Origin of the sequence: Streptosporangium sp. CA-135522 (assembly GCF_050949235.1) — a bacterium.
Lineage (GTDB): Bacteria > Actinomycetota > Actinomycetes > Streptosporangiales > Streptosporangiaceae > Streptosporangium.
Window position 1 is genome coordinate 6,090,251 of sequence record NZ_CP192026.1, and the last position, 21,658, is coordinate 6,111,908.

The following is a 21,658-nucleotide window of genomic DNA, read 5'->3' on the forward strand; positions in this document are numbered from 1 at the left end:
CGTTGATCAGGTCGGTGGCGCGTGTGTGCCGGAGGTGTGCGTCTTCGCGATGCTGACCGGGCGGCCTGTACTGTCCCTGATGTCCAGAAGCGCGGTGAGCTCGCGTAGGCGTCCGTGATAGGTCGCCGACGGGTAGGGCAGTCGTCCCAGCCGGTTCCGGGTCGGTTGCACGAACAGATATCGCGGCTCTGTGCCCTGCGGTGCGCCTTGGCTTGCGAGGAAGCCGCGGACCCACTCCTGCTGCGCGCGGATGACCTCGACGATCTCGCCGTCCACGGGGATCGTCGCGGGCAGGCTGCTGGCGATCTTGGTCTGCTGGTACTTCATTCGCGCGACGAGTCCGTCTCCCGGCGCGGCGCCGTTCCGCTGACCGGTCGTCAGCAGGGGAAGGATCGGATCGAAGTCCATCATGAGGACTTCGCTCATCCGCCGTCCCGTGCGCAGCTGGAGCATGAGCGCGCGGAAGGCCTGCTCGTCACCCAGCCCGCCCCCCTCTTTCGGGGCCGCGAGCAGACCTGACGCGGAGGCGATCCGGCTGACGACCTCGTCCTCCAGGACCATGTTGTCCGGGAGCTTGTTGGTCAGCCGCGGCTTGTCTTCCAACGTGAACAGCACGCTGTGATGCGGTCCGAGCAGCTTCCAGCGCGGCTCACCGAGCAGTTCGGCGGCTTCTTCCCGGTTGTCGTACATCCACCGGTAGAACGTCTCAACGGTCACCAGTGTCTGGCGTACCTGGTTCTTGCTCAATGGCCTGCCCTGGTTCGGGCCGGCCATGACACGGTGTGTGCGCGCCGATTCGACGAATCCCCGGACCCAGGCCCGAAGGCCGGCGGGGTCGTCGACGAGTTGGGGACCAGCGCATCCGGACTGGTCCATGTACCACTGGAACCACTTGAGGTGGTCCAGACGGCTCTTGACCGAGGACCAGACGTAATGGCCGGTGGAGAGTCGGACGGAGAGCCACCACTTGGCGGCTTCCCGGTACCAGTCAGCGGTCAACCGGCTGAAGCTGGGTGTACCAGCCTTTGTCCTTGTCGATCACCCGTGTCCTGAACGCATGGGCGTAGTCCGGCGACATGTTGCTTGTGTCGAAGTGGTCGTGGCGGTGTTGCTCGGGCAACGACTCCCACAGTCGGCGGGCCTTGCCCTCGCGGAAAAGATCCGCCACGGGCAGTCTGAGGTCGCGTTTTTCCCGCGGTAGGCGGCAGGGGCTCGCCGTGGCCCCGCGGCCTCCACATGGTGATCGGCGATGGGCAACGGGTCATTCGGCGGCAACATGAGCACCCCAGGCTTTCGTGATGCGATCCCAGTCGGCGCAGGCACGCAGCTCGGCGTCCGTGGTGACGTGGGCATAGGTGTTGATGGTGGTCTGGATGTCGGCATGCCCGAGTCGTCGGCTGACCACATGCATGGGGACACCCGCGAGCAGCAGGGCGGTGGCGTGCGTATGGCGGTACCAATGGGGTGTCATGGCCGCCGGCAGCGCGGGGACGCGCTTCTTCGTGGCGTCGAGGTGCTTGTAGACGACCTCGGCGCGCAGCAGGCCGAATCGTGTGCCGCGATGCAGGTTGCAGAAGACGTACGCGCTGTCCCAGTCGTCGATCTCGACGTCCGCCCCGAGCTCGCACAGCGCCCACACGTAGTCGCCGTACAGCCGGTCCAGCTCGGACCCGATGAACACGCGTCGATAGCCGCTCTTGGCGCGCACGCCATGGGGATGGTCGGGGCGGTGGACGACCTCGATGTACGCCGTCGTCCCGGTGCCGGTCTTCCAGTCGTGATGCTGAAGCCCAAGCGCTTCACCGAGCCGGAGCCCGGTCTCCTCCAGGAGAGTCCACAACAGCCGGTAGCGCAGCTCTCCGATCCACGCGCCGCGATCGTGGTCCCACGACGTCTCAGCGGTACGGAGCGCGCTCATCTGCTGGGGCAGCAGCACGGGGATCGGCTTGGCCTGCACTCGGAGCGGTACGACGCTGGCCCGGCGACCGTCGCGGCGGGCGATGTGCTCAAGGAAGGCGACATATCGGCCTGGCCGAGTCCGCACGGTCTCATACAGCTTGGCGGCCACATCGACGCCTCGGGCCGGGTGGTAGCGGTAGAAGCTCATCACGGCTCGCGCGCACGGCCACGGTCGAGTCGGATATCCGCGGATGCTCGGCGATCGCGTCGACGTCGACGGACTGACGGCGGAGCCGGCCGATGAACGTGCCGACATCGGTGATACCGATCGCATCCCACCGCTGACCGCGTCGCTCCAGGAAGGTCCACCAGAGTTCCAGGCCCTTGGCGTAGCTCTTGACCGTGTTGGGCGAGCGGTCGGTCGAGCGCAGGTACTCCAGGTAGCGCTCGATCGGCTCGACGACTCGGTAGTCGTCTCCCAGCACCGTCCAGGTGCGGCCTTCTCTGCTGACGATCCGCTGAATGTATGCCATCGGTACTCCTGTCACGGTTGTCGGCGGCATTGCCTTAGAGCATTGGATTTCTCCCCGTTCACAAAAGTCTGAAGGCGCTTCTATGCCCTGTGACTGATGTCAGCGGCACCTGATATGGGGTGGGGGTAACACATGGTGCCGCTGGCCAACGCCTGGCGCTCCGGCGCGGACGCCTGGAGCACCGCCCAGCGCAAGAGCTTCGCCAACGACCTGGTGAACTCCCAGCTGATCGCGGTCTCTGCGGCCAGTGATCGGGCCAAGGGCGACCAGAACCCGGCCCAGTGGCGACCACCGCTGGCCAGCTACCACTGCCTCTACGCTCGCGCGTGGACGACCATCAAGCAGTACTACCAGCTGGCCGTCACCGCGCCGGAGAAAAGCGCCCTGGGTGAGATGCTCGATACCTGCCCCGCTGAGCCGACGCCGACGCAGGAGGGCCGGTAAGCGGCGCAGCCGCCGCCGACGGAAGGAGGCGAGCAGGTGACTGACGCACCAGCCGACGGAGACCAGTCCTACGAGGATCAGGTCGTGGCCGGGCCGGGCGGGGTGATGACCGACGAGGTCGGCGTCATCACCGGCGAGCTGACGGTACGCACCGAGATCAGCGGCGGCCAGGCGAGGGTGCGGGTGCAATACACCGGCGCCGAGGAATGGTATGCGCTCACCGGCTCCCCGGTGCCGCTGGCCGGCCGCCCCGCCCGGCAACTGCATCAAGCGATCATGGAGGCCGTCCGCGCGGGCCTGCCCGCTGGCTTGACCACCGGCCAGCCGCCGACGAGAGCACGTTTGAGCATCAAGGCTCTGAGCCGCCCTGGAGCGGCTCAGAGCCTCGCGGTGGTCAATATCGGTAGGTGGCGCACATCTGTGCACGGCGGTGCCGCTCGCTGTCCATCCACGTGCCCATGAGGGAGTGGTGGTCGTCGTCGCTTCGGCGCGCTTCAATGCTTCGCCGCAGAAAGAGCCGGTGCCCTGCGCCGCGGTGGATCAGCTTGACGCAGCAGTGCATGTCGGGACCGCACTGGCACGGCGGCTCCTTCAGCGGAGTGAGGGCGAGGTCCAGACCGAAAAGCGGATCACGCAACCGGTCGATGACGGCGCTGTTTTCACCTCCGTTGGCCCACAGCAGGTGAACGTCATAGGCGCGATACGGGTTGGCGTTCATCCACATCTTCCAGTAGTCGATGTTGGTTCCATGCAGCAGACGTACGCGTCGCAGGAGCGCGGAGACGAATCCGCTGTCGCGGTAGAAGGTGCCGTCTACGGCCAGCCGCTGCGGCCAACTTTCAACGAATGCCCTCTCTTCGGGGTGCCGCTCCAAGGGGTGGGCCAGCCACGGAGCTTGGGTGTTCTCCCACCCACGGAGCTTGGGTGTTCTCCCACCAGTGGGTGAGCCCGATGATGGTGGCCTTGTCCCAGTCCGCGGGACGCACCGGTATCCGGATGCGCCCGGGTATACCGGGCCGGTGCAAGATGACGTGGTCGTTGGCTTTACGGGCGCGTAGCCCGGCGACTCCGTAGATCTGGCCGCAGTCGTTGACCACGGAGGTCGGAAGTTGCTGCCGGGGGTTGTGACCCGGCCGGAGCCGGATTCTCGGAAGTCACCACCGGAGTGTACTTTCGAGAAGACGTTATTCTCGGAAGTCTTCGGCCCATGGCAGACAGCAACGTCACGACGACAGAGATCCTCTGACGCCAGTGATGATCAATTCGAGGCCGTCATAGAAGGCCCGATCCCGGTGTTCTCTGGGCCAGCCGTCGACGCCGGTTTTGCGGGCCTGTTCCTCGATCGTGTAACCGTTGGCGTAGGCCATGACGGTGTCCACGGCGACGGCGGCCGTGCCGGCGGGGACGCCCGCGGCGGTCAGGGCGGCGATGAGGTGCTGGAAGGCGGCGACGGCCTCGTCGCCCGGGTACTGGAATCCGGACAGGAGGCGGGCGCCGTCGCGGTGGGCCAGCATGACCTCGCGCATGCCGGAGGCCACGCCGCGCAACAGCTCGTCCCAGGGGGCGTCGGGGAGCGGGGCGATGTCGTCCGCCGGGCTGACCAGGTGCGCGACCATGGCGTCCAGTAGGGCCTGTTTGCTTGGGTAGTGCCGGTACAGGGCGCTCGCCCGCACCCCGAGCCGGCTCGCCAGGAGCCGCATGGTGAGAGCGTCCAGGCCTACCTCGTCGAGCAACTCGATCGCCGCCTGCAGCACTTGGGCGCGTCGCTGCCCCATCGTGTCCTCCATATCCGGGGTTGACAGTACTGCTCCATCTACGTGAACAATGTACACGTGAACGTTGTTCACTTCAGGATGGAGGATCACGATGACACGTGTTCTGGTGATCGGGGCAGGGCTCGGCGGGCTGACGCTCGCGCACGCCCTCGTCCGTGCGGGCCTCGACGTAGGTGTGTACGAGGCCGACGACGGCACCGGCGAGCGGGCCCAGGGCTACCGGATCGGACTCGCGCCGCCGGCGATGGAGGCGTTGCGCGCTAGCCTGCCGCAGCGGCTGTACGAGCTGGTCGAAGCCACCAGCGGTAGCCTTACCGGGCCGGGTTTGCTGTTCGACGAGCGGCTCACGCTGCTCAGCAGCGACCTTCCGGGACCGGAGGAGGCCAGGGCGTTCGACCGGCAGGTGCTGCGGCAGATCCTGCTCGGCGATCTGGGCGACCGGGTCGCCTTCGGCAAACGACTGAAGCGTTTCGTCGAAGGGGCGGATAGGACGGTCACTGCGCTGTTCGCCGACGGCACGCAGGCCATGGGTGACGTGCTGGTCGGTGCCGACGGCGGGAACTCCGCGGTGCGGCGCCAGTTGGTGCCCGAGGTCAAGCTCATTGATGCCGACCTGTGCGGGGCGATGGGCCGCACCCCCGCCGCCGACCGCTTCCTGGAGCTCGTGCCGGGGCGCGGCACGATGGTCAAGGGCCCCGAGATCACGCTGATGCTGGGACGGATGCAGTTCGACAGGGAGCCCTACGAAGTCGCCGCCGAACTCGTTCCCGGCCTGCCCATGCCCTTCAGGGAGAGTTATGTGAGGTGGGTGCTGCTCGTGCCACCGGAGCATCCGGCGGCTACCACGCCGGGCCGACAGGACGCCCGCGAGCTGGTGCTGGAGCTCATCGACGGCTGGCATCCCGACCTGCGGGACCTGGTGCGCAGCGCCGACATGAGCGGCGTGGGCCGCTCCAAGATCTATGACCGGCCGATGCCGCCGTGGCCGGTGGGCCGCGTCACGCTGCTGGGTGACGCCGCGCACCTGACGCTGGCCAGCGGCGGCAACGGAGCCAATACCGCGATGCAGGACGCCATACGGCTGAGCGCGCGACTGACCGAGGCCGATCAGGGCCGGCGGGACCTGATCTCGGCCCTGCAGGAATACCAGCACGACCTGCTGGAACGCGGGAACGCGGCAGTGGAGGTCGGCAAGCAGGCGCTGCACAAGTTCGTCCCGGCCGGGGGCGAGGCGCGATGAAGGATGCGCCGCGCACCGTACTCGAGCAGGTTCGTTCGGCCGACGGAACCACGATCGGCTACCGCCGCCGTGGCCGCGGACCCGGGCTGATCCTCGTCCACGGCGGGATGCAGGCGTCGCAGCACTTCACGAAGCTCGCCGCCGCCCTGTCGACAGAATGCACCGTCTATGTGCCCGACCGGCGCGGACGCGGGCTGAGCGGCCCGCACAGCGCCGACTTCAGCGTCCTGCGGGAGGTCGAAGACCTGCAGGCGCTCGTCACGGCGACCGGCGCGTCGCAGATCTTCGGTCTAAGCACCGGTGCGCTCGTCGTCCTACGCACGGCCCTGAGCACGCCCACCCTTGACCGGGTCGCCCTGTATGAGCCCCCACTGTCGATCGACGGCTCGGCGCCGATGGACTGGGTGCCGCGCTTCGACCACGAGATCGCCGCGGGAAAGAGCGCATCAGCGCTGGTCACCGCACTGAAGGGGCTGGACGCCGAACCGTCGCTGTTCAGCAGGATCCCCCGCTTCGCCCTTGTGCCGCTCCTGGCGATCGGAGCGCGGTTGCAAGGCGATGGGCCCGCCGATGAGGTGCCGGTCAAAGCGCTCATCCCAACGCAGCACTTCGACATGCAGGTGGTCAGGGAGATGGCCGACACGGTCATGGACTACGCGGCGCTCGATGCGCGGGTGCTGCTCCTCGGCGGTACGAAGAGCGCGGCATACCTGGGCCTCGCCCTTCGGAAACTCGCCGAGGTGCTCCCGCATGCGCGAAGCATCGTCCTGCCGGGAGTCGGGCATTCGGGGCCGGAGGACGACGGAGCCCCGCTCGTCGTGGCCCAGGCGCTGCGTGATTTCTTCGGCGCACAATGACGGGCAGGGGCCGTCAACGGCACTCGCGTACCGGGGTCTGAGACTGGTAAGAGTCGTTGATCAGGTAGTCGGTGTTCCCCTCGCCAAAACGGATGATGAGGCCTTGTCTGTCACTGAGTGTGATCGCCGGGCGCGTATCGACTCCACGGGGATCCGGTTTCGGTGGCGATCCGGGTCGCGCTCTTGTCGTGGTAGCCGAGCGCTCGGGCGATTACGGGTGGTAGGGCCTGGAGGACGAGTTGCCGGATGGAGGCGGCGCGGCCTCGTTCGGGCGAGACACCGATTTCGCGGAGAGGGTCGCGCAAGCTGGAGGGATTCATCGGCTGGCCTGCTCGGCGGCCGGGAAACAGCCATGGGGAACCGTGGTTGGTGGCGGGAGCGCTGTTCGGCAGTTCCTTGAGGTAGTTCAGCAGCAGGCTGGCCAGCGGTTCGGGGACCGGGGAAGGTGGATCTCCGAGCCGGAGCGCGACGTGATGTGTCTCATCCAATTTGAGGCACCACAGGTCAGGCACTCTTATGCCTCATGATCGATTAGACGGGACAACCAGGTCGCCCCTTCGGGCCTCATACCCCAGGGTTCTACGTACGCCAGATTCACTGAGCCGATCGGCCCCCATGACGGCTCAGTGCACGTGGCGCACCCTAGACGAATGAGTCCGATGTGATCAGTGGTCAAAGGCGATCAGCGAGCGGGTGACCGACGCGCCGATCTTGTTGTTGTGCCGAATTCCGGCGGCTAGCGCGAGGACGCGCTGGGCGACCCGGATCGCGACGCCCTCGAAGGTCCGTCCGCCGTGTTGTTCCAGGCCGAGTTGCCCTTTGAGAGTGTCATTGACCGACTCGATCAGCTGGCGGACCTTCTTGATCATCGGCTCGCCGTAGCGCTTCTTCTCGCGCTTGAGCGAGGGTCGCAGCAGCTCAATGCCGAGCTCGGCGAGGTCCTTCTCGAACGCCTTCGAGGCGAAGCCCTTGTCCGAGATGAGCAGGATGTCCTGCCGTCTTGCGACAGGCTCGGCGTCGACCTCGAGCATCGCGGCCAGGACTTCCCGCTCGCCGATTTTCGGATTGGCCAGCGCCCACATGATCGGCATGCCCGTTGGTGTGCACACCAGGTATAGGCGCAGGCCCCGGAAGAAGCGGGAGTGGGAGGCGCAGTAGCCGTAGCCGGCCCAGCCCGCCAGGTTCGAGCGCCGCACGGTCGGGCGCGACATGCCGCAGGGCACCGGGGTGGAGACCTTGATCTTCCCCGAGTTTTGTGGAGACGGGTTGGTTGGCTTCATGCCGGTTGGCGGGTGCGGTGCGCATCGTGCGGGAGTCCGGGAAATCGATCGCCTCGGTCGCGAAAGACCTGGGGATCAACGCGGGCACGCTGGCCAACTGGATGCAGATGGACCGCCTGGCCCGTGAACAGGACGCCAACGGTGAGCTGGCCGAGTCCGAGCGGGAAGAGCTGACCCGGCTGCGCCGGCAGCGGGCCGGGCCGAGCCCGCGCACCGGCTCGATGAACGCGTCCTGCTGCTCGGCGAGCACGGGCCGAACGTCGATCGCGGGCCCGAGCCAGGAGTGGTCGTTCATCCATCACCTCTCCCTCGTCGAGGACGGCGTGCCGTACAGATCTCGACGTGATGTGATCGGGCGGGCTACGGTTCCTTCCGTCATCGCTTACCCCACACCGCGCGCAGCACCTCCGCAAGGGCGCGCAGCGCCTGGGCGAGGTCGGCTGAATCGGAGGCTCGGGTGGTGATCAGGACCATCAGCACCGCCGCCAGCGCCACGCAGGCGAGGCCGGCGATCGGGATCAGCGTCCACTGTTCCATGTCCATGCCCTTTCCACTGTCGGGGCTCGTCAGTTCACCGGCGGGCCCACGGCGGCGGAAGGACAGCCGTACGCGCCGGATCGGAGGAGCGGAGCCGCAGGTGGGAGCGGTGTCCGGTGGGTGTACGGCCGGATGGGCCGGTTCGTGACGGAGCCCAGGCATCCGCCTCCGGAGCGGCAGAAGCTGCGCGACGCGCTGCGGGAGCTGCGCGATCAGGCCGCTGAGCGGAATGTGTCGCAGCAGCAGTTGATCAGCCGGGCCAACCGGCGGCTCGCCGGCCAGGGAGTGGACGGGCTGCGACCGCAGACGGTGAGCGGCTGGTTCGCGAACGGCGCCGTCGCCCAGGATTTCCGGCAGCTCTGGGCGCTGATTCAGGTGATGGTGGAGCTGACCGGTCGCCTGCCCGCCGATCTGGACCACCCGTTGTGGAGCACCGAGCGCGGGTGGTGGAAGAAGCTCTGGGAGCAGGCCGCCGCCCCGGCTCCGCGCAGGGCGGCGCGGCGGGAGGCGGAGGAGAGCTGCCCGTACCCGGGGCTTCGCGCGTTCACCGAGGACGAGGCGAGGTGGTTCTTCGGCCGCAGGGCGCTGGCCAGCCTGGTCAAGGAACGGCTTGAGCGGTCCCTGGCCGATCACCGCCCGCTGGTCGTGGTGGCGCCCTCGGGCGCGGGGAAGTCGTCGTTGCTGCAGGCGGGCGTGCTGCCGGAGCTGCGGGCGGGGAAGCTGCCGGGCTCGCGGCACTGGCCCCAGGTGCTCCTCACCCCCACCGCCGATCCGCCCGCCGCGCTGGCTGTCCGGCTGGCCGAGCTCACCGGGACGGAGGCGGCGGAGCTGGCGGCGGTCGGCCCCGACGAGCTGGCAGAGCTGGTCCGCGAGCGGCTGTGCCTCAAGCCGGACGGCAGGATCGTCCTGGTCGTCGACCAGTTCGAGGAACTGTTCACCCTCTGCCAGGACGAACGGCGACGCCACCGCTTCGTGGACGCCCTCGCGGCGCTGACCGGGAGCGCGGTCGTCTTGTCCTTGTACGGCCTGCGCGCCGACTTCTACGGTTCCTGCGCCGACTTCCCCCACCTGCGCGACGCCCTGGCCGAGCGGCAGGTCATCGTCAGCGCGCTGACCGATGAGGAGGTACGGCAGGCGGTGACCTCGCCCGCCGAGGGCTGCGGCCTGTCGCCGGAGACTGGCCTGGTCGATCTCATCCTGCGTGACCTTCGCGGCGGGACCGGACGGCTCGGCGGCACCTACCGGGCCGAGCTGCTGCCGCGGCTGGCGCACGCGCTGCGGGTGATGTGGCTGAATCGTGAGGGCGACAGCCTAACCGTCGCCGGTTATCACGCCTCGGGCGGCATCGACGGCGCGATCGCCTCCACCGCGGAGGCGGAGTTCGCGAGCCTGGCGACGGAGTCCGCGCGGAAGGCGGCGCGGCGGCTGTTCCTCGGCCTTGTCAGGGTCGGCGACCACGGCGAGGTCACCCGCCGCCGCAGGACGCGGGACGAACTGGTCAGGGACGCCGCCGACCCGGCGACCGTCGAGGAGGTCCTCGACCGGTTCGTCCGCGCTCGCCTGCTCACCCAGGGCGCCGAACGCCAGGTCGAGGTCACGCACGAGGCGCTGCTGTGGGCTTGGCCGCAGTTGCGCGCCTGGATCGAGAAGGACCTGGAGTCGTTGCCGGTGCGGCAGCGACTCGACGAGGCCGTCCAGGAGTGGGCCAGGCACGGTCGCGACCCCGCCTACCTGTATCGGGGCCTGCTCCTGGAGAACGCGGAACAGGCCGTCGGTGGTGAGGGACCGGAGATCGGTCCACTGACCAGGGAGTTCCTCCAGAGCGGCATCCGCCGGCGTGCGGCCGAGGAGTCCGCGGCCCGGGCCGAGCAGGAGGCGGTACGGCGGCGCAGCCGCAACCGCATGGCGCTGAGCGCGGTCCTCGCGCTCCTGCTCGTGGCTGCGCTCACCGCCGCGGGCATCGCCTTCGACCAAAACCGTGAGATCGCCGGCCAGCGCGACCAGGCGGTGGGCGCGCAGATGGCCAACCTCGCGCTCTCGATCCGCCGCTCCGACCCGGTGACGGCGCGCCGGCTGGCACTCGCCGGCGCCGCCCTCGCACCGGACGACGTCGTCACCGCGCACGCGTTGCAGACCGTCTACCAGCAGGCCGAGCGGAGCGTCTACCGCCCGGAGCAGGTCGCGAGCGTCTACCGCAACGACGGCGACAGCGAGGGCTGGTTCTACGACGTCGACCGCACTGGGCGCACGGTCGCCTACGCCAAGGACCGGCAGGTCCTGATCGTCGACGTCGACCGTCGCGCCCTCCGGCACGCTTTCACCGTCCCGGGTGACCCGATCCGCCAGATGAGCCTGTCAGAGGACGGCACGAGCATCGCCATGAGCCAGTCCCCCGACGATGCCAGTTCGTCGTACACCGCCCGGGTATGGGACGCGGCCTCAGGACGCCCCCTGGGCGTCGCGCTGAAGCTGGCCGAGTCTCCCTTCGTACGGCTCAGCGCGACGGGCCGCTATCTCTACGTGCCGGCGGGGGAACGGTGGCGGTTATGGGACACCAGGACGGGCGCGCCGGTCCTCGACATCTCCCAGAGCTTCGACGACGGTCAGTTCGCCTTCACCCTCGACGACCGCCGCCTGCTCACCTTCTCCGGCGGCCGCGCGTCTGTCTGGGACCTGTCCACCGGCCTGCGGCTCAGCTCGACCGCAGTCGCGGCGCAGCGGCCGTGGTTCGCCATCGGGCCGGAGAAGGGACAGATTGCCTACGCCGACGGCCAGCGACTCAGGATCCTCCAGGAAGGCGCGGCCGGCATCGTGCGCACGATGCCGGCCGAGAGCGGGGGCCGGCTCGTGTTCAGCGCCGACGGCCGCTACATCCTGGCCGGCGGCGTGCTCTGGGACCTAACCGAGCGGCAGGACGCCCCCGTCTTCCGCTTCGACCTCAACGCCTGCGACAAGCAGGGTTTCGACGTGGAGCGCAGATCCCTGAGCTGCGTCGACCAGGATGGTTATGTCCGCCTCTTCTCCTTGGGCGTGTTCCGCGGCCAGCTCTCCCTCGACGGCGTCCATGCCGCCTTCAGCGCCGACGGCTCGGCTCTCGCCATACGGGACGGTGACCACATCCGGGTCTGGGACACTGTGCGGAAGACCGAGCGGGTGGTCTTCCCGGCCCAGGCCGGCAACGTCGGACAGTCCCTCGCTCTCTCCCCCGACGGAACCCTGCTGGCCGCCCCGCAGACCGACGGCGAGATAGCGCTCTGGGACGTCCGTTCCGGCTCGCCGCTGACCTCGATCAAGATCCCGGCCCGGCTCACCGGCGATTTCCCCGCGCCGGTCTTCACCCCCGACGGGCGGACGCTCATCACCTATGGCGGCGAAAAGGGCCCGTTCAGCGCTCCCATAATCCTGCGGTTCTGGGATGTGCGATCGGCGCGGCTGCTCTCCGAGGTGTCGCGAGATGACGGCTGGTCCGGGCTGTACGCGGAACGCCCGCTGGTCAGCCAGGACGGGCGATGGATGCTGTACTCGGGACGCCTGGAGCTCCCCACCGGGCGCCGCCTGCCTCAGCCGGGACCCGCCATCACGGTCGCGGAGCTGAGCCCCGACGGGACGGCCATCGTGTCGAACTACGACAAGATCACTCTGTGGGACATCGGCCAGGGGCGCCCGCTGGGCGGCATCACCGTCGAGGGCTACCGCTCCGGCCCGCTCCGGTTCTCTCCCGACGGCCGCCTCATCGCGGCCTCCGACGACACCGGCCGCGTGCACCTGACGGATGTGCACACCCGCAGCTCCTTCGGACTCCCCCTCGCGGGAACCTACATCTCAGCAGCGTCCGCCGCCCGGAGCTGGGAGGCCGCCCGCGAGATGGCCTTCTCCGCCGACGGCTCCCTGCTCCACGTCATCGACGCCCATAACCGCCTGCGCACCCACGTCATCGGAACAGCCCGCATCAAACAAGCCCTCTGCCAGGAGACCGGCCCTCTCGGCCCGGACGCCTGGAAGCAGCATATGCCGGACGTCCCGTACCGCCGATCCTGCTGACTCGGCGTCGGCAGGTCCGCGCGGCGCCGGCGTGCTGGAAGGCGCGGCTGACGCGGTAGTTCTTGGCGTTGTCGGTCGCGGCTGACCTGATCGGCCGGGCTTGTTGATCGCCGGTGTCAGGACGGGCGCATCGGCCCCTGGCCGGAGACGATCGAGGCGCATCGTGACCGGTCGTGCGGCAGACCCACCTCATGGAAGGCCAACGCGACGCTTCCGTTGCGCGGATCCCAGAGCCGGTCATTGCGCACCAGTTCCCGCAGGAACCGGCGCTGGGCGCACGACAGCGGCACCTCCGGCCGGTACGACCCGACGAAGGCGAACCTCAGCAGGGGGCCCCAGCCGTCGTCGAAGCCGGTCCAGTCGGCCCGGCGGGCGATGGCGATCGCCGGCTTCGCGATGCGCTCGAAGCTCTCGACCCTGGCGATGGCGGCTTCGACGAGTTCAGACAGGTGCACTCCCGCAGGGGGAGGCTCGCCCAGTGCGGCGACGATGATGTCGGTTGCCCGACTGGCCTCATGTGAGGCCGGCGCCAGCGCGGCACGGATCCGCACGGCCGCATCCGCGTCGGCGAGGAAGTCATCGACCTGTTCACCGAGCTCACCGAGCAGCCTGACGCATTGGAGCCGCTGTGATGCCTGGTGCGTAGCCCACTGGCGTAGCCTGGCCGCCAGCAGCGGGCGCTCGGCGGCCAGCCGTGGGAGGCGCACCTGCTCGACGGCCGCCTCGGCCGCGCGTAGCCGCAGTCGCGGCGCCGGCGAGTCGAGCAGAGCCGCGACGACGGGATGAGCTTCGACGATCGAGGCCTCCAGGGCCGGGAGGAGCGGGGCGAAGAAGGCCTGGTCTCGGACATGGGCGGTGGCGTCGGCGACCGCTCCGAGGAAGTCGATCAGCTCCTCACCGACCTCGGCGCCGACCGCGTCGGTGGCGATCAGCCAGGCGACGACGCGTGCCGCCGGCGCGGTCGCCGATTCAGGAAAGCCCTGATGAAGAACCGCCCCGTCAAGGTGGTCAAGGGCGCTGCGCCATACGTCGCGGTCGCTGGAGGTCAACGCGACCAGATGGCGAGGCGTGTCCGTGGCGGGGCCGTAGGCGTGCTGGAGGTGAGCCCAGTCGAACTCATCGATCATGCGCCTCACCAGTACAGGAACCGACCGGACCGGTCGAACTGAGGATCATCAATCCGACGGCGCGGCTCGCGGGGACCGCATTGTGAGGCCGTACGCGACGCCGACACCGTCCTGTCGCTACGCCAAGGCCGCCGGGTGAGCATCCCTACGCCCACCACCATCGCTGACGGGCTCACCCACGCCACCCCGGCGCCGCTGCCGTTCGAGGTCAACCAGGCTTTGTTTGACCGGGTGGTCACCGCCACCGACGCCGAGATCGTCGAGGCGATGGCGGCCTGCTTCACCCATCTGAAGGCCGTCGTCGAGCCGAGCGGCGCGTGCGCGCTGGCGGCGGCGATATCCGGGCGGATCGATATCTTTTCCGGCACAATCGGTGTGGTCCTGTCCAGGGGGAAACATCGCCTGGACCACGTTCCGGTCGCTCGTCGGCTGCGCCGAGACTGCTGGGGGAGATCGTGGGGTGCCTGGCCTGCACGCCGGGAGCGTGCAGCAGCGAGCAGGCACTGCATGACGGCGTCGGTCTGTTCACCCAGTACATGAGCCCGGAGCGGATCGCGGCCATCGCCTACCACGGCGCCGATGCGGCCGATGATCCGCTCTGGCACCTCTCCGGAGCCGCCAGCCGCTCCGCCCGGGCCGGCGCGGCCTTGCGCCACCGGTAGAAGCCCGAGCGGGACACTTTCAGGACTCGGCACAGCCGCTTCACGCCGAAGGCGCCCGCGTGGTCGTCGACGAACTCGAAGCGGCTCACCAGTTCGTCTCTCCGGCGAAATACTTCGCCGCCCGGCGCAGGATGTCGCGCTCCATCTCCAGCTCCCGGATCCGCGCCTTGAGCTGCTTGTTCTCCTCTTCCAGCACGTCGTCGACGATAGCGGGCCCCGCGCCGGCCGCTTGTGCGGGCCCCGCTTCTTCGCGCCCGCGGTACCGTCCGCCTAGGCCTGACGCACCCAGTTACGCAACGTCTCCCGGCTGATCCCCAGGTCCTCGGCCACCGAGGCCGGCGTCCGTCCCGGATCGGATAGATACAACGCGACGGCGTCCGCCTTGAACTCCGGCGAATACGACTTCATCGCCACGTGGAACTCCTTGTCTCCGGATATCCATCATCCGGCACTCAAGATGTCCACACATCGGGGGCAAGGCCCGTCTTCCCACGCGAGGTCTGGAAGCAGGTCTGGTCGAACAACCCGCAAGAGCGGCTGAACAAGGGGGTCCGCCGCCGCACCGATGTGGTCGGGATCTTCCCCGACCGCAGCGCGATCATCCGGCTTGTCGGCGCGGTTTTGGCCGAGCAGACCGACGAGTGGACCGAGGCCCGCCGCCATATGGGCCTGGCCGTCCTGGCCAAGGCCCGCATGCGGGTGATCACCGGCGACACACCGCAGCAGCACCCACTGCCACAGACACTTACCGCTTAACCTGCAAAAGGATCACGCGAAGGTCAACTCGTACACCACTTCGCTGGACGTGACCGGTGTGAAGGCCGCGGGCAAGTGGGTCGTGTGCGCGCGGCCGGTGGGAGGTCAGGGGTTCCTGGCCGGCCGGTGCGCCGGGAAGGGCCGTGCGAGCTACGGCGATACGACCGTGACTGCTTGACACACCGGATAACCCGCACATAGTGTCCCGTCAATCGGCAGGCACAGACGAAGAGATCCCTGTCAGTGGTCTTCGTCTGTGCCTTTGTCGTACCCGGACCGCTGGCAAGGGATCACACCCCCCTGAAAGGCGGCTGGGCATGAGCGACGCCCCCGTGCAGAACACCTCCATCACGCGGATCCGCAACGCCGGAGACGCGGCCGACGTCATCAACACCCTGACGCGTCTGGCCGGCCGGGCGAGCTGGATCTGGTTCCTCGCCCTGGCGGGCCTGTTCCTGGACGCCTACTCCAACGCGGCCCTGGGCGCCGGTCTGTCGCCCATGGTCAAGCAGCTCGCCCTGTCGCCGGGCCAGGTCGGCATGCTCACCGCCATGGCGCCGGCCATCGCCATCATCTCCAACCCGTTCGGCGGCTGGCTGGCCGCCCGGATCGGCCGGGTCAAGCCGCTGCTGCTGACCAAGGTGATCTTCGCGCTCGGCGCGCTGCTGACCGCGGCCGGCTCCGACTTCCAGACCGTCTTCGCCGGCCGCGGCCTGGTCGGCATCGCGTACGGCATCGACTTCGCTGTGGCCATGGCGCTGCTGGCCGAGTACACCCCGTCCACGCTCAAGGGCAGGCTCAACTTCTGGCAAGGCGTCTGGTACACCGCCACCACCACGAACCTGCTGCTCACGCTGTTGTTCTACCGTTTCGACGTGGGCGCGGACATCTGGCGCTGGTCGGTGGCCTCCTCGGCCGCCTTCGCCGTCGTGCTGCTGGTCCTGCAGCTGACGTTCCTGGTGGAGAGCCCGACCTGGCTGGCCGCCAACGGACGGCTGCGCGAGTCCGCCGCAGCCCTGCGCCGCATGTACGGCTTCGCCGTCCAGGAGGACGCCGGGCAGACCGGCGGCCCGGCCGAGCAGGCCCGGCAGGTGGGGATGACCGACGCCGGCGTGCTGTTCCGTAGGCCGTACCTGCCGCGCACGGTGTTGTCCACGGTCATCTCGCTCACCCAGGCCATGCAGTACTTCGCGGTTGGCTGGTACCTGCCGGTGATCAGCCTGGAGCTGTTCGGCAAGGAGTTCGAGAAGGCCACGATCGGGGCGATGGCGTTCAACGCGGTCGGCATCGTCGGCGGCTGCCTGTCGGCCTACGTGGGCCGCCGCCTCGGCCTGCGGATCAGCTCGATGGTCGGGTACGCGGTGGTGTTCGTGGCCCTGCTGGTGATGGGCGCGACGTTCAAGGAGCTGCCGGTCGCGCTGGCCGCGCTGCTGCCGGTGCTGTTCATCTTCTTCCACTCCGCCGGGCCGGGCCCGAACGGCAAGTCGATCGCCGCGCTGTCCTACCGCAGCGACATCCGGACCCTGGGCACCGGCGTGACCGGCATGCTCGGCAGCCTCGGCTCGGTCGCGGGCCTGTACCTGTTCCCACAGTTGCAGGCGGGCATCGGGGTCGGCGCCAGCCTCATGGTGCTGTCGGTGGTGCCGCTGGCCGGCCTGGTCACCTGCCTGCTGATCAAGTGGGACCCCACCCGCGTGGCGGTCAACCTGGAGGAGGAGGAGATCGCGCTGCCGAAGGGGGACGAGCGCCGATGACCGGCCGTACCCGATGGGGGATCCTCAGCATCGACGAGGGCACCACGGGCACGCGCGCCGCGGTCGTCCTGGACGACGGCGCCGCGGCCCCGCCCGCCTACCGGCCCATCTCGGTCCACTCCCCCGACCACCTGCGGGTCGAGCAGGACGCCATGGAGATCTGGACGAAGACCGCCCAGGTCTGCTGGGAGGCCCTGGAATGGGCACGGGCGCACGACGTCGAGGTCACCGGCGTGTCGATCGCCACCCAGCGCGCCACCGTGCTGCTGTGGGACACCATCACCGGCGAGCCGCTCACCCCCGCCGTGGTCTGGCAGGACCGCCGGTACGCCGCCCGGCTGCGGGCGTGGGAGCCCGGCTGGGACGCCCGGCTGGTCGAGCACACCGGCCGGCCGGTCGGCTCGCGCGCCCCGCTGCTGTGGGCCGCCGACGTGCTGCGCGACGACCCGGCCGTACGCCGGGCGCACGAGGCGGGACGGGTGGCGTTCGGGTCGGTCGACACCTGGCTGGTGTGGCGGCTCACCGGCGGGGCGCGGCACGTCATGTCCGCCACCAACGCGGTCGCCGCCGGCGCCTACGACCTGCGCACCGGCGACTGGTACGAGCCGTGGGCGGACTTCCTCGGCTGCCCCCGCGACGTGCTGCCGTGGATCCTGGACGAGGACGGCGACTACGGCCACACCGACCCGTCGGTGCTCGGCGTACGGCTGCCGGTGCTGTCGGTGATGGGCGACCAGCACGCCGCGATGATCGCGCTCGGCGCGCACCGGCCCGGCCAGGCCATGTGCGTGCACGGCACCGGAACGTTCCTGGACGCCGTCGCCGGTGACCGGCCGCCCGCGCATCGCCGTGCGGTGCCGGGGGTGCTGACGCTCGTCGGCTGGCGCTCGCGCGGCGCGGCGGTGTTCAGCCTGGAGGGCTACGCCGCCACGACCGGCTCGGCGGTGCGCTGGCTGTGCGAGGAGATCGGGCTGTTCGACTCGCCCGCCCAGCTGGCCGCGCTCGCCCGCGAGCATCCCGGGCCGAGCCGGGTGCGTTTCCTGCCCGCGCTGGCCGGGATGCGCACCCCGGTCTGGTCGCCCGAGGCCACCGGCGTCCTGACCGGGCTCAGCCTGTCCACCACCAGGGCCGAGCTGGCCCAGGGCGTCCTGGAGGGCATCGCGCACTCCGTATGCGACCTGCTCGACGGGGTGGAGCAGGCGCTCGGCGCACCGGTCACCGACCTGTTCTGCGGCGGCGGCCTGGCCAGCAGCGACGTGCTGATGGCGAGCCAGGCCGACCTCATCGGGCGGCCGGTCCGCCGCGCCCGCGCCAACGAGACGGCCAGCCTGCGCGGCGCCGCCTACCTCGGGGGCGTGCGCGCGGGGCTCTGGCCCGACCTGCCCGCCGCCCTCGCCGGGCTCGGCGACGTCCCCGTCTTCGAGCCCACGTTGCCCGACGCCGCCCGCGAGGAGGCCCGTGCCGCCTGGCGCGACCTGCTCGCCCGGCACATCTCGTACCCACAGGAGGAGTCCCCCTCGTGATCCGGCTTCCAGAACGCAAGCCCAGATCGGAGACCAGAAGCGCCATCCGGCGCACCCCGCTGCGGCTGGACCGTCAGGCGCAGATCGAGCGGCTGGCCGCCAGGCCGGTGGACGTGCTCGTCGTCGGCGGCGGCGTCACCGGCTGCTACGCCGCGCTGGACGCCGCCACCCGCGGGCTCAGCGTGGCGCTGGTGGAACGCGACGACTTCGCCTCGGGCACCTCCTCCAAGTCCTCCAAGATGGTGCACGGCGGCCTGCGCTACATCGAGCAGGGCAACCTGCCGCTGGTGCGCCGCTCGCTGCTGGAGCGCCAGCGCTTCCGCCGCAACGCGCCGCACCTGGTGCGGCGGCTGCCGTTCGTGCTGCCGATCCTCGCCCAGGGCGGCGTCTTCGACGCGCGCATCGCCAAGGCGTTCGAGGGCCTGCTGTGGACCTACGACCTGGCGGGCGGCTGGCGCATCGGCCGCCTGCACCAGCGGCTCAACGTGGCCGAGGTGCTGGCCAGGGCCCCGCGCCTGCGCGCCGACCGGCTCAAGGGCGGCCTGCTCTACTACGACAGCCGCACCGACGACGCCCGCCTGACCCTGGCCATCGCCAGGACCGCCGCCCACTTCGGCGCCACCGTGCTGAATGGCGCCACCTGCCGCGAGTTGGTCAAGGAGGGCGGCCGGGTGCGCGGCGCCCGCGTCGAGGTGGACGGCCGCACGGTCGAGGTGCGCGCCGGGGTCGTCGTCAATGCCACCGGCGTGTGGACCGACACCCTGGACGCGCTGTCCGACCCGGGACACCGGCCGCGGGTGCGGCCCGCCAAGGGCGTGCACATCGTGGTGCCATGGACGCGGCTGCCGGTGGACGGCACGGTGACCGTCCCTGTGCCCGGCCGAGCCCGCCGTGCCACCTGCACCCGCTGGGGCGACGTCGTCGTGGTCGGCACCACCGACACCGACTACGACGGCTCGCCCGACGAGGTGCTGTGCACCCGCGAGGAGATGCAGTACCTGCTCGACGGCGCCAATACCGCCTTCGACGCCGAGCTCACCCCGGACGACGTGATCGGCTCGATCGCCGGGCTGCGCCCGCTGGTCGGCGAGAAGGAGGGCGCCACGCTCGACATGAGCCGCGACCACCAGATCACCACCGACGGCTTCGGCCTGGTCACGGTGACCGGCGGCAAGCTGACCACCAGCAGGCACATGGGCGAGCTGGCGGTGGACGAGGCGCTGAAGGTGCTCGGCCGCCAGGCGCGCTGCCGCACCGCGCGGCTGCCGCTGCTCGGCGGCGCCGGCTACGACGCCGAGGCGACGACCGCGACCGGCGGGCTCGGCGCCCACCTGGGCGAGCGGTACGGCACCGAGGCCCGGTTCGTCGCCGACCTGATCACCGACGACCCGTCGCTGGCCGGGCCGGTCGTCGAGGGCAGCGAGTACCTGCGGGCCGAGGTGGTCTACTCCGCCCGGTGCGAGCTGGCCAGGAACGTGGACGACGTGCTGTCGCGGCGCACCCGGATGCGGGTCTTCGCCCGCGACCTGTCGGTCAAGGCGGCTCCCGAGGTGGGCCGGCTGCTCCAGCGGGAGCTCGGCCTCTCCGACGACGAGGTGGCCAGGCAGGTCGAGGACTACGTACGCGGCGTGGACCGCGAGAAGAGCGTTCTGATGGAGGGACTTTCATGATCAGCAGGCAGACCGTCACCCACCCGTTCAACCACGGCGACTACGTCGTGGGCGCGCCCACCCCGCCGCGCTGGGCCGCCGACTGCCCGCCGGGAACGGGCCCGGCCAGCCTTCAGGGCCAGGTCGTGCCGGTCCCCGAGAGCGTGGTCGCCGAGCTGCGCGCGGTCAGCGCCGCCGTGCACACCGACCGCGACGAGGTGATCCTGCGTACCCGCGACTGGTGGGCGGGCACCTCCATCGGCGAGACCGACGGCCGCCCGGCCACGCCGGAGGCGGTCGTCGTCGAGGTGGACGAGGAGGAGCAGGTGGCCGCCGTCGTGCGGATCTGCCACGAGCACCGCCTCCCGCTGACCGTCTCGGCCGGCCGCAGCAACGTGCTGGGCGCCGCGCTGCCCGTGCACGGCGGCGTCGTGCTGGACGTGTGCCGACTCAACCGCATCCTGTCCTACGACGCCGAGTCCATGATCGTCGAGGTGCAGGCGGGCATGTTCGGCGACCTGTTCGAGAAGGAGCTCCAGGAGACGCACGGCGCCACCACCGGCCACTGGCCGTCGGCGTTCGCCATCTCCACCGTCGGCGGCTGGGCCGCCTGCCGCGGCGCGGGCCAGCTCTCCACCCGCTACGGCAAGATCGAGGACATGGTGGTCGGGCTGGACGTGGTGCTGCCCGACGGCACCACCGCCAGCTACGGGACCTACCCGCGCGCCGCGGTGGGCCCCGACCTGCGGCAGCTGTTCATCGGCTCGGAGGGCACGCTCGGCGTGATCACCCGGCTGCGGCTGCGTACGCACCGGCTGCCCGACTACGCCGCGGGCATCGCCTACGGCTTCGACACCTTCGCCGCCGGGCTCGACGCGTGCCGGGAGATCCTGCAGCGCGGCGCCACCCCGGCCGCGCTGCGCCTGTACGACCGGCACGAGAGCGGCACCCACTTCGGCGAGCCGGGCACCAACCTGCTGCTCATCGCCGACGAGGGCGACCCGGTGCTGGTCGACGCCGTCATGAAGATCGCCGCCGAGGTCTGCGCCGAACGCGCGTCGGTGACGCTGGACGGCGACGCCGTCTTCGCCCGCTGGCTGGACGAGCGGATGATCGTCGGCAAGGCCGCCGACGGCTTCGTCCGGGGGCCGGGGTTCGTCTCCGACACCTGCGAGATCGCCGGGCCGTGGACCGCGCTGCCCACCCTGTACGACGAGGTCGTGGCCGCCATCGAGGCCGTCCCCGGCACGCTGCGCGCCTCGGCCCACCAGTCGCACGCCTACACCGACGGCGCGTGCCTGTACTTCTCGCTGCGCGGCGACGTCGAACGCGACCAGCGGCGCGCCTGGTACCGGGCCGCCTGGGACGCCGCCGCCGCGGTGCTCGTCAAGCACGGCGCGGCGATCAGCCACCACCACGGCGTCGGCCTGCTGCGCTCGCCGTACATGCGGGACGCGCTGGGCAGCGGCTACCCCACGCTGGTGGCGGTCAAGCAGGCGCTCGACCCGCGGGGCATCATGAACCCCGGCAAGCTGGGCCTGCCCGCGTCCTTCGAAAACACGGCGCACTAAGGTGGATGCG

Annotated in this window: 19 protein-coding genes and 4 pseudogenes; 12 read left to right on the forward strand and 11 right to left on the reverse strand. The window is 70.1% G+C overall.

Going from position 1 to position 21,658, the window contains the following annotated elements:
- Positions 1-6 precede the first annotated feature (6 nt).
- The 4 genes from ACQPYK_RS29105 to ACQPYK_RS29120 form a co-directional block, all read right to left on the reverse strand.
- Positions 7-999 (reverse strand): hypothetical protein, encoded by a 993-nt coding sequence (locus ACQPYK_RS29105; RefSeq protein WP_433237538.1) that lies wholly within the window; start codon positions 997-999, stop codon positions 7-9.
- On the reverse strand, positions 989-1,168 hold the full coding sequence (locus tag ACQPYK_RS29110) for a hypothetical protein (protein WP_433237541.1): 180 nt from the start codon (positions 1,166-1,168) through the stop codon (positions 989-991). Before ACQPYK_RS29110 ends, ACQPYK_RS29105 begins: the two co-directional genes overlap by 11 nt.
- A gap of 93 nt (positions 1,169-1,261) precedes the next feature.
- Positions 1,262-2,107 (reverse strand): tyrosine-type recombinase/integrase, encoded by an 846-nt coding sequence (locus ACQPYK_RS29115; RefSeq protein ID WP_433237544.1) that lies wholly within the window; start codon positions 2,105-2,107, stop codon positions 1,262-1,264.
- Positions 2,049-2,432 (reverse strand): site-specific integrase, encoded by a 384-nt coding sequence (locus ACQPYK_RS29120; RefSeq protein WP_433237547.1) that lies wholly within the window; start codon positions 2,430-2,432, stop codon positions 2,049-2,051. The genes ACQPYK_RS29115 and ACQPYK_RS29120 overlap by 59 nt, the downstream gene beginning before the upstream one ends.
- Positions 2,433-2,564: 132 nt before the next feature.
- Between ACQPYK_RS29120 and ACQPYK_RS29125 the strand changes: the two genes are divergently transcribed.
- Together ACQPYK_RS29125 and ACQPYK_RS29130 are read left to right on the forward strand one after the other, a co-directional pair.
- Positions 2,565-2,876, forward strand: coding sequence for a GmrSD restriction endonuclease domain-containing protein (locus ACQPYK_RS29125; protein ID WP_433237550.1), 312 nt, complete (start codon positions 2,565-2,567; stop codon positions 2,874-2,876).
- Positions 2,877-2,912: 36 nt separating this feature from the next.
- Positions 2,913-3,338, forward strand: a complete 426-nt coding sequence (locus ACQPYK_RS29130; protein ID WP_433237553.1) for a hypothetical protein — start codon at positions 2,913-2,915, stop codon at positions 3,336-3,338.
- On the opposite strand, the gene ACQPYK_RS29135 is transcribed toward ACQPYK_RS29130, so the two are convergent.
- Both ACQPYK_RS29135 and ACQPYK_RS29140 read right to left on the reverse strand, forming a co-directional pair.
- Complete coding sequence (locus tag ACQPYK_RS29135) at positions 3,271-3,750, reverse strand: hypothetical protein (RefSeq protein WP_433237556.1); 480 nt, start codon at positions 3,748-3,750, stop codon at positions 3,271-3,273. The two genes, ACQPYK_RS29130 and ACQPYK_RS29135, sit on opposite strands and share 68 nt — an antisense overlap.
- Positions 3,751-4,099: 349 nt before the next feature.
- Positions 4,100-4,651: a TetR family transcriptional regulator gene (locus ACQPYK_RS29140; protein ID WP_433237559.1), complete on the reverse strand. Its 552-nt coding sequence runs from the start codon at positions 4,649-4,651 to the stop codon at positions 4,100-4,102.
- 91 nt (positions 4,652-4,742) lie between these two features.
- Here ACQPYK_RS29140 and ACQPYK_RS29145 point away from each other — a divergent pair, with 91 nt between their 5' ends.
- Both ACQPYK_RS29145 and ACQPYK_RS29150 read left to right on the forward strand, forming a co-directional pair.
- Positions 4,743-5,891 carry an FAD-dependent oxidoreductase gene (locus ACQPYK_RS29145; protein WP_433237562.1) on the forward strand — a complete coding sequence of 383 codons (1,149 nt, stop codon included), beginning with the start codon at positions 4,743-4,745 and terminating at the stop codon, positions 5,889-5,891.
- Entirely contained in the window at positions 5,888-6,748 is an 861-nt protein-coding gene (locus ACQPYK_RS29150) for an alpha/beta fold hydrolase (protein ID WP_433237565.1), read from the forward strand. Before ACQPYK_RS29145 ends, ACQPYK_RS29150 begins: the two co-directional genes overlap by 4 nt.
- A 110-nt stretch (positions 6,749-6,858) precedes the next feature.
- Here ACQPYK_RS29150 and ACQPYK_RS29155 read toward each other — a convergent pair whose 3' ends face one another.
- Positions 6,859-7,236: a hypothetical protein gene (locus ACQPYK_RS29155; protein ID WP_433237568.1), complete on the reverse strand. Its 378-nt coding sequence runs from the start codon at positions 7,234-7,236 to the stop codon at positions 6,859-6,861.
- A 177-nt stretch (positions 7,237-7,413) separates the two neighbouring features.
- Positions 7,414-7,980, reverse strand: a pseudogene (locus tag ACQPYK_RS29160) (transposase); the annotation flags it as partial.
- A 65-nt stretch (positions 7,981-8,045) separates the two neighbouring features.
- On the opposite strand from ACQPYK_RS29160, the pseudogene ACQPYK_RS29165 reads away from it, so the two are divergent.
- Positions 8,046-8,207 (forward strand): annotated as a pseudogene (locus ACQPYK_RS29165) (transposase); the annotation flags it as partial.
- A 196-nt stretch (positions 8,208-8,403) separates the two neighbouring features.
- On the opposite strand, the gene ACQPYK_RS29170 reads toward ACQPYK_RS29165, so the two are convergent.
- Entirely contained in the window at positions 8,404-8,571 is a 168-nt protein-coding gene (locus ACQPYK_RS29170; RefSeq protein ID WP_156056280.1) for a hypothetical protein, read from the reverse strand.
- Positions 8,572-8,709: 138 nt separating this feature from the next.
- Between ACQPYK_RS29170 and ACQPYK_RS29175 the strand changes: the two genes are divergently transcribed.
- Entirely contained in the window at positions 8,710-12,606 is a 3,897-nt protein-coding gene (locus ACQPYK_RS29175; RefSeq protein WP_433237571.1) for a hypothetical protein, read from the forward strand.
- A gap of 116 nt (positions 12,607-12,722) precedes the next feature.
- Here the strand turns inward: ACQPYK_RS29175 and ACQPYK_RS29180 are convergent, their stop codons facing one another.
- Positions 12,723-13,733: a hypothetical protein gene (locus ACQPYK_RS29180; protein ID WP_433237574.1), complete on the reverse strand. Its 1,011-nt coding sequence runs from the start codon at positions 13,731-13,733 to the stop codon at positions 12,723-12,725.
- A gap of 111 nt (positions 13,734-13,844) precedes the next feature.
- Between ACQPYK_RS29180 and ACQPYK_RS29185 the strand changes: the two genes are divergently transcribed.
- Complete coding sequence (locus ACQPYK_RS29185; protein WP_433258939.1) at positions 13,845-14,273, forward strand: pyridoxal-phosphate dependent enzyme; 429 nt, start codon at positions 13,845-13,847, stop codon at positions 14,271-14,273.
- A gap of 67 nt (positions 14,274-14,340) precedes the next feature.
- Here ACQPYK_RS29185 and ACQPYK_RS29190 read toward each other — a convergent pair.
- A pseudogene (locus ACQPYK_RS29190) lies at positions 14,341-14,809 on the reverse strand (transposase); the annotation flags it as partial.
- A 72-nt stretch (positions 14,810-14,881) separates the two neighbouring features.
- On the opposite strand from ACQPYK_RS29190, the pseudogene ACQPYK_RS29195 reads away from it, so the two are divergent.
- The 5 genes and pseudogenes from ACQPYK_RS29195 to ACQPYK_RS29215 form a co-directional block, all read left to right on the forward strand.
- Positions 14,882-15,151, forward strand: a pseudogene (locus ACQPYK_RS29195) (transposase); the annotation flags it as partial.
- 317 nt (positions 15,152-15,468) lie between these two features.
- A complete protein-coding gene (locus ACQPYK_RS29200) occupies positions 15,469-16,905 on the forward strand; it encodes an MFS transporter (RefSeq protein WP_433237577.1) in 1,437 nt (478 codons plus the stop codon).
- A complete protein-coding gene (locus ACQPYK_RS29205) occupies positions 16,902-18,428 on the forward strand; it encodes an FGGY family carbohydrate kinase (protein ID WP_433237580.1) in 1,527 nt (508 codons plus the stop codon). The genes ACQPYK_RS29200 and ACQPYK_RS29205 overlap by 4 nt, the downstream gene beginning before the upstream one ends.
- A complete protein-coding gene (locus ACQPYK_RS29210; RefSeq protein ID WP_433237583.1) occupies positions 18,425-20,098 on the forward strand; it encodes a glycerol-3-phosphate dehydrogenase/oxidase in 1,674 nt (557 codons plus the stop codon). The genes ACQPYK_RS29205 and ACQPYK_RS29210 overlap by 4 nt, the downstream gene beginning before the upstream one ends.
- The gene (locus ACQPYK_RS29215) at positions 20,095-21,648 is read left to right on the forward strand and encodes an FAD-binding oxidoreductase (RefSeq protein WP_433237586.1); all 1,554 of its coding nucleotides are present in this window, start codon (positions 20,095-20,097) and stop codon (positions 21,646-21,648) included. Before ACQPYK_RS29210 ends, ACQPYK_RS29215 begins: the two co-directional genes overlap by 4 nt.
- Positions 21,649-21,658 lie beyond the last annotated feature (10 nt).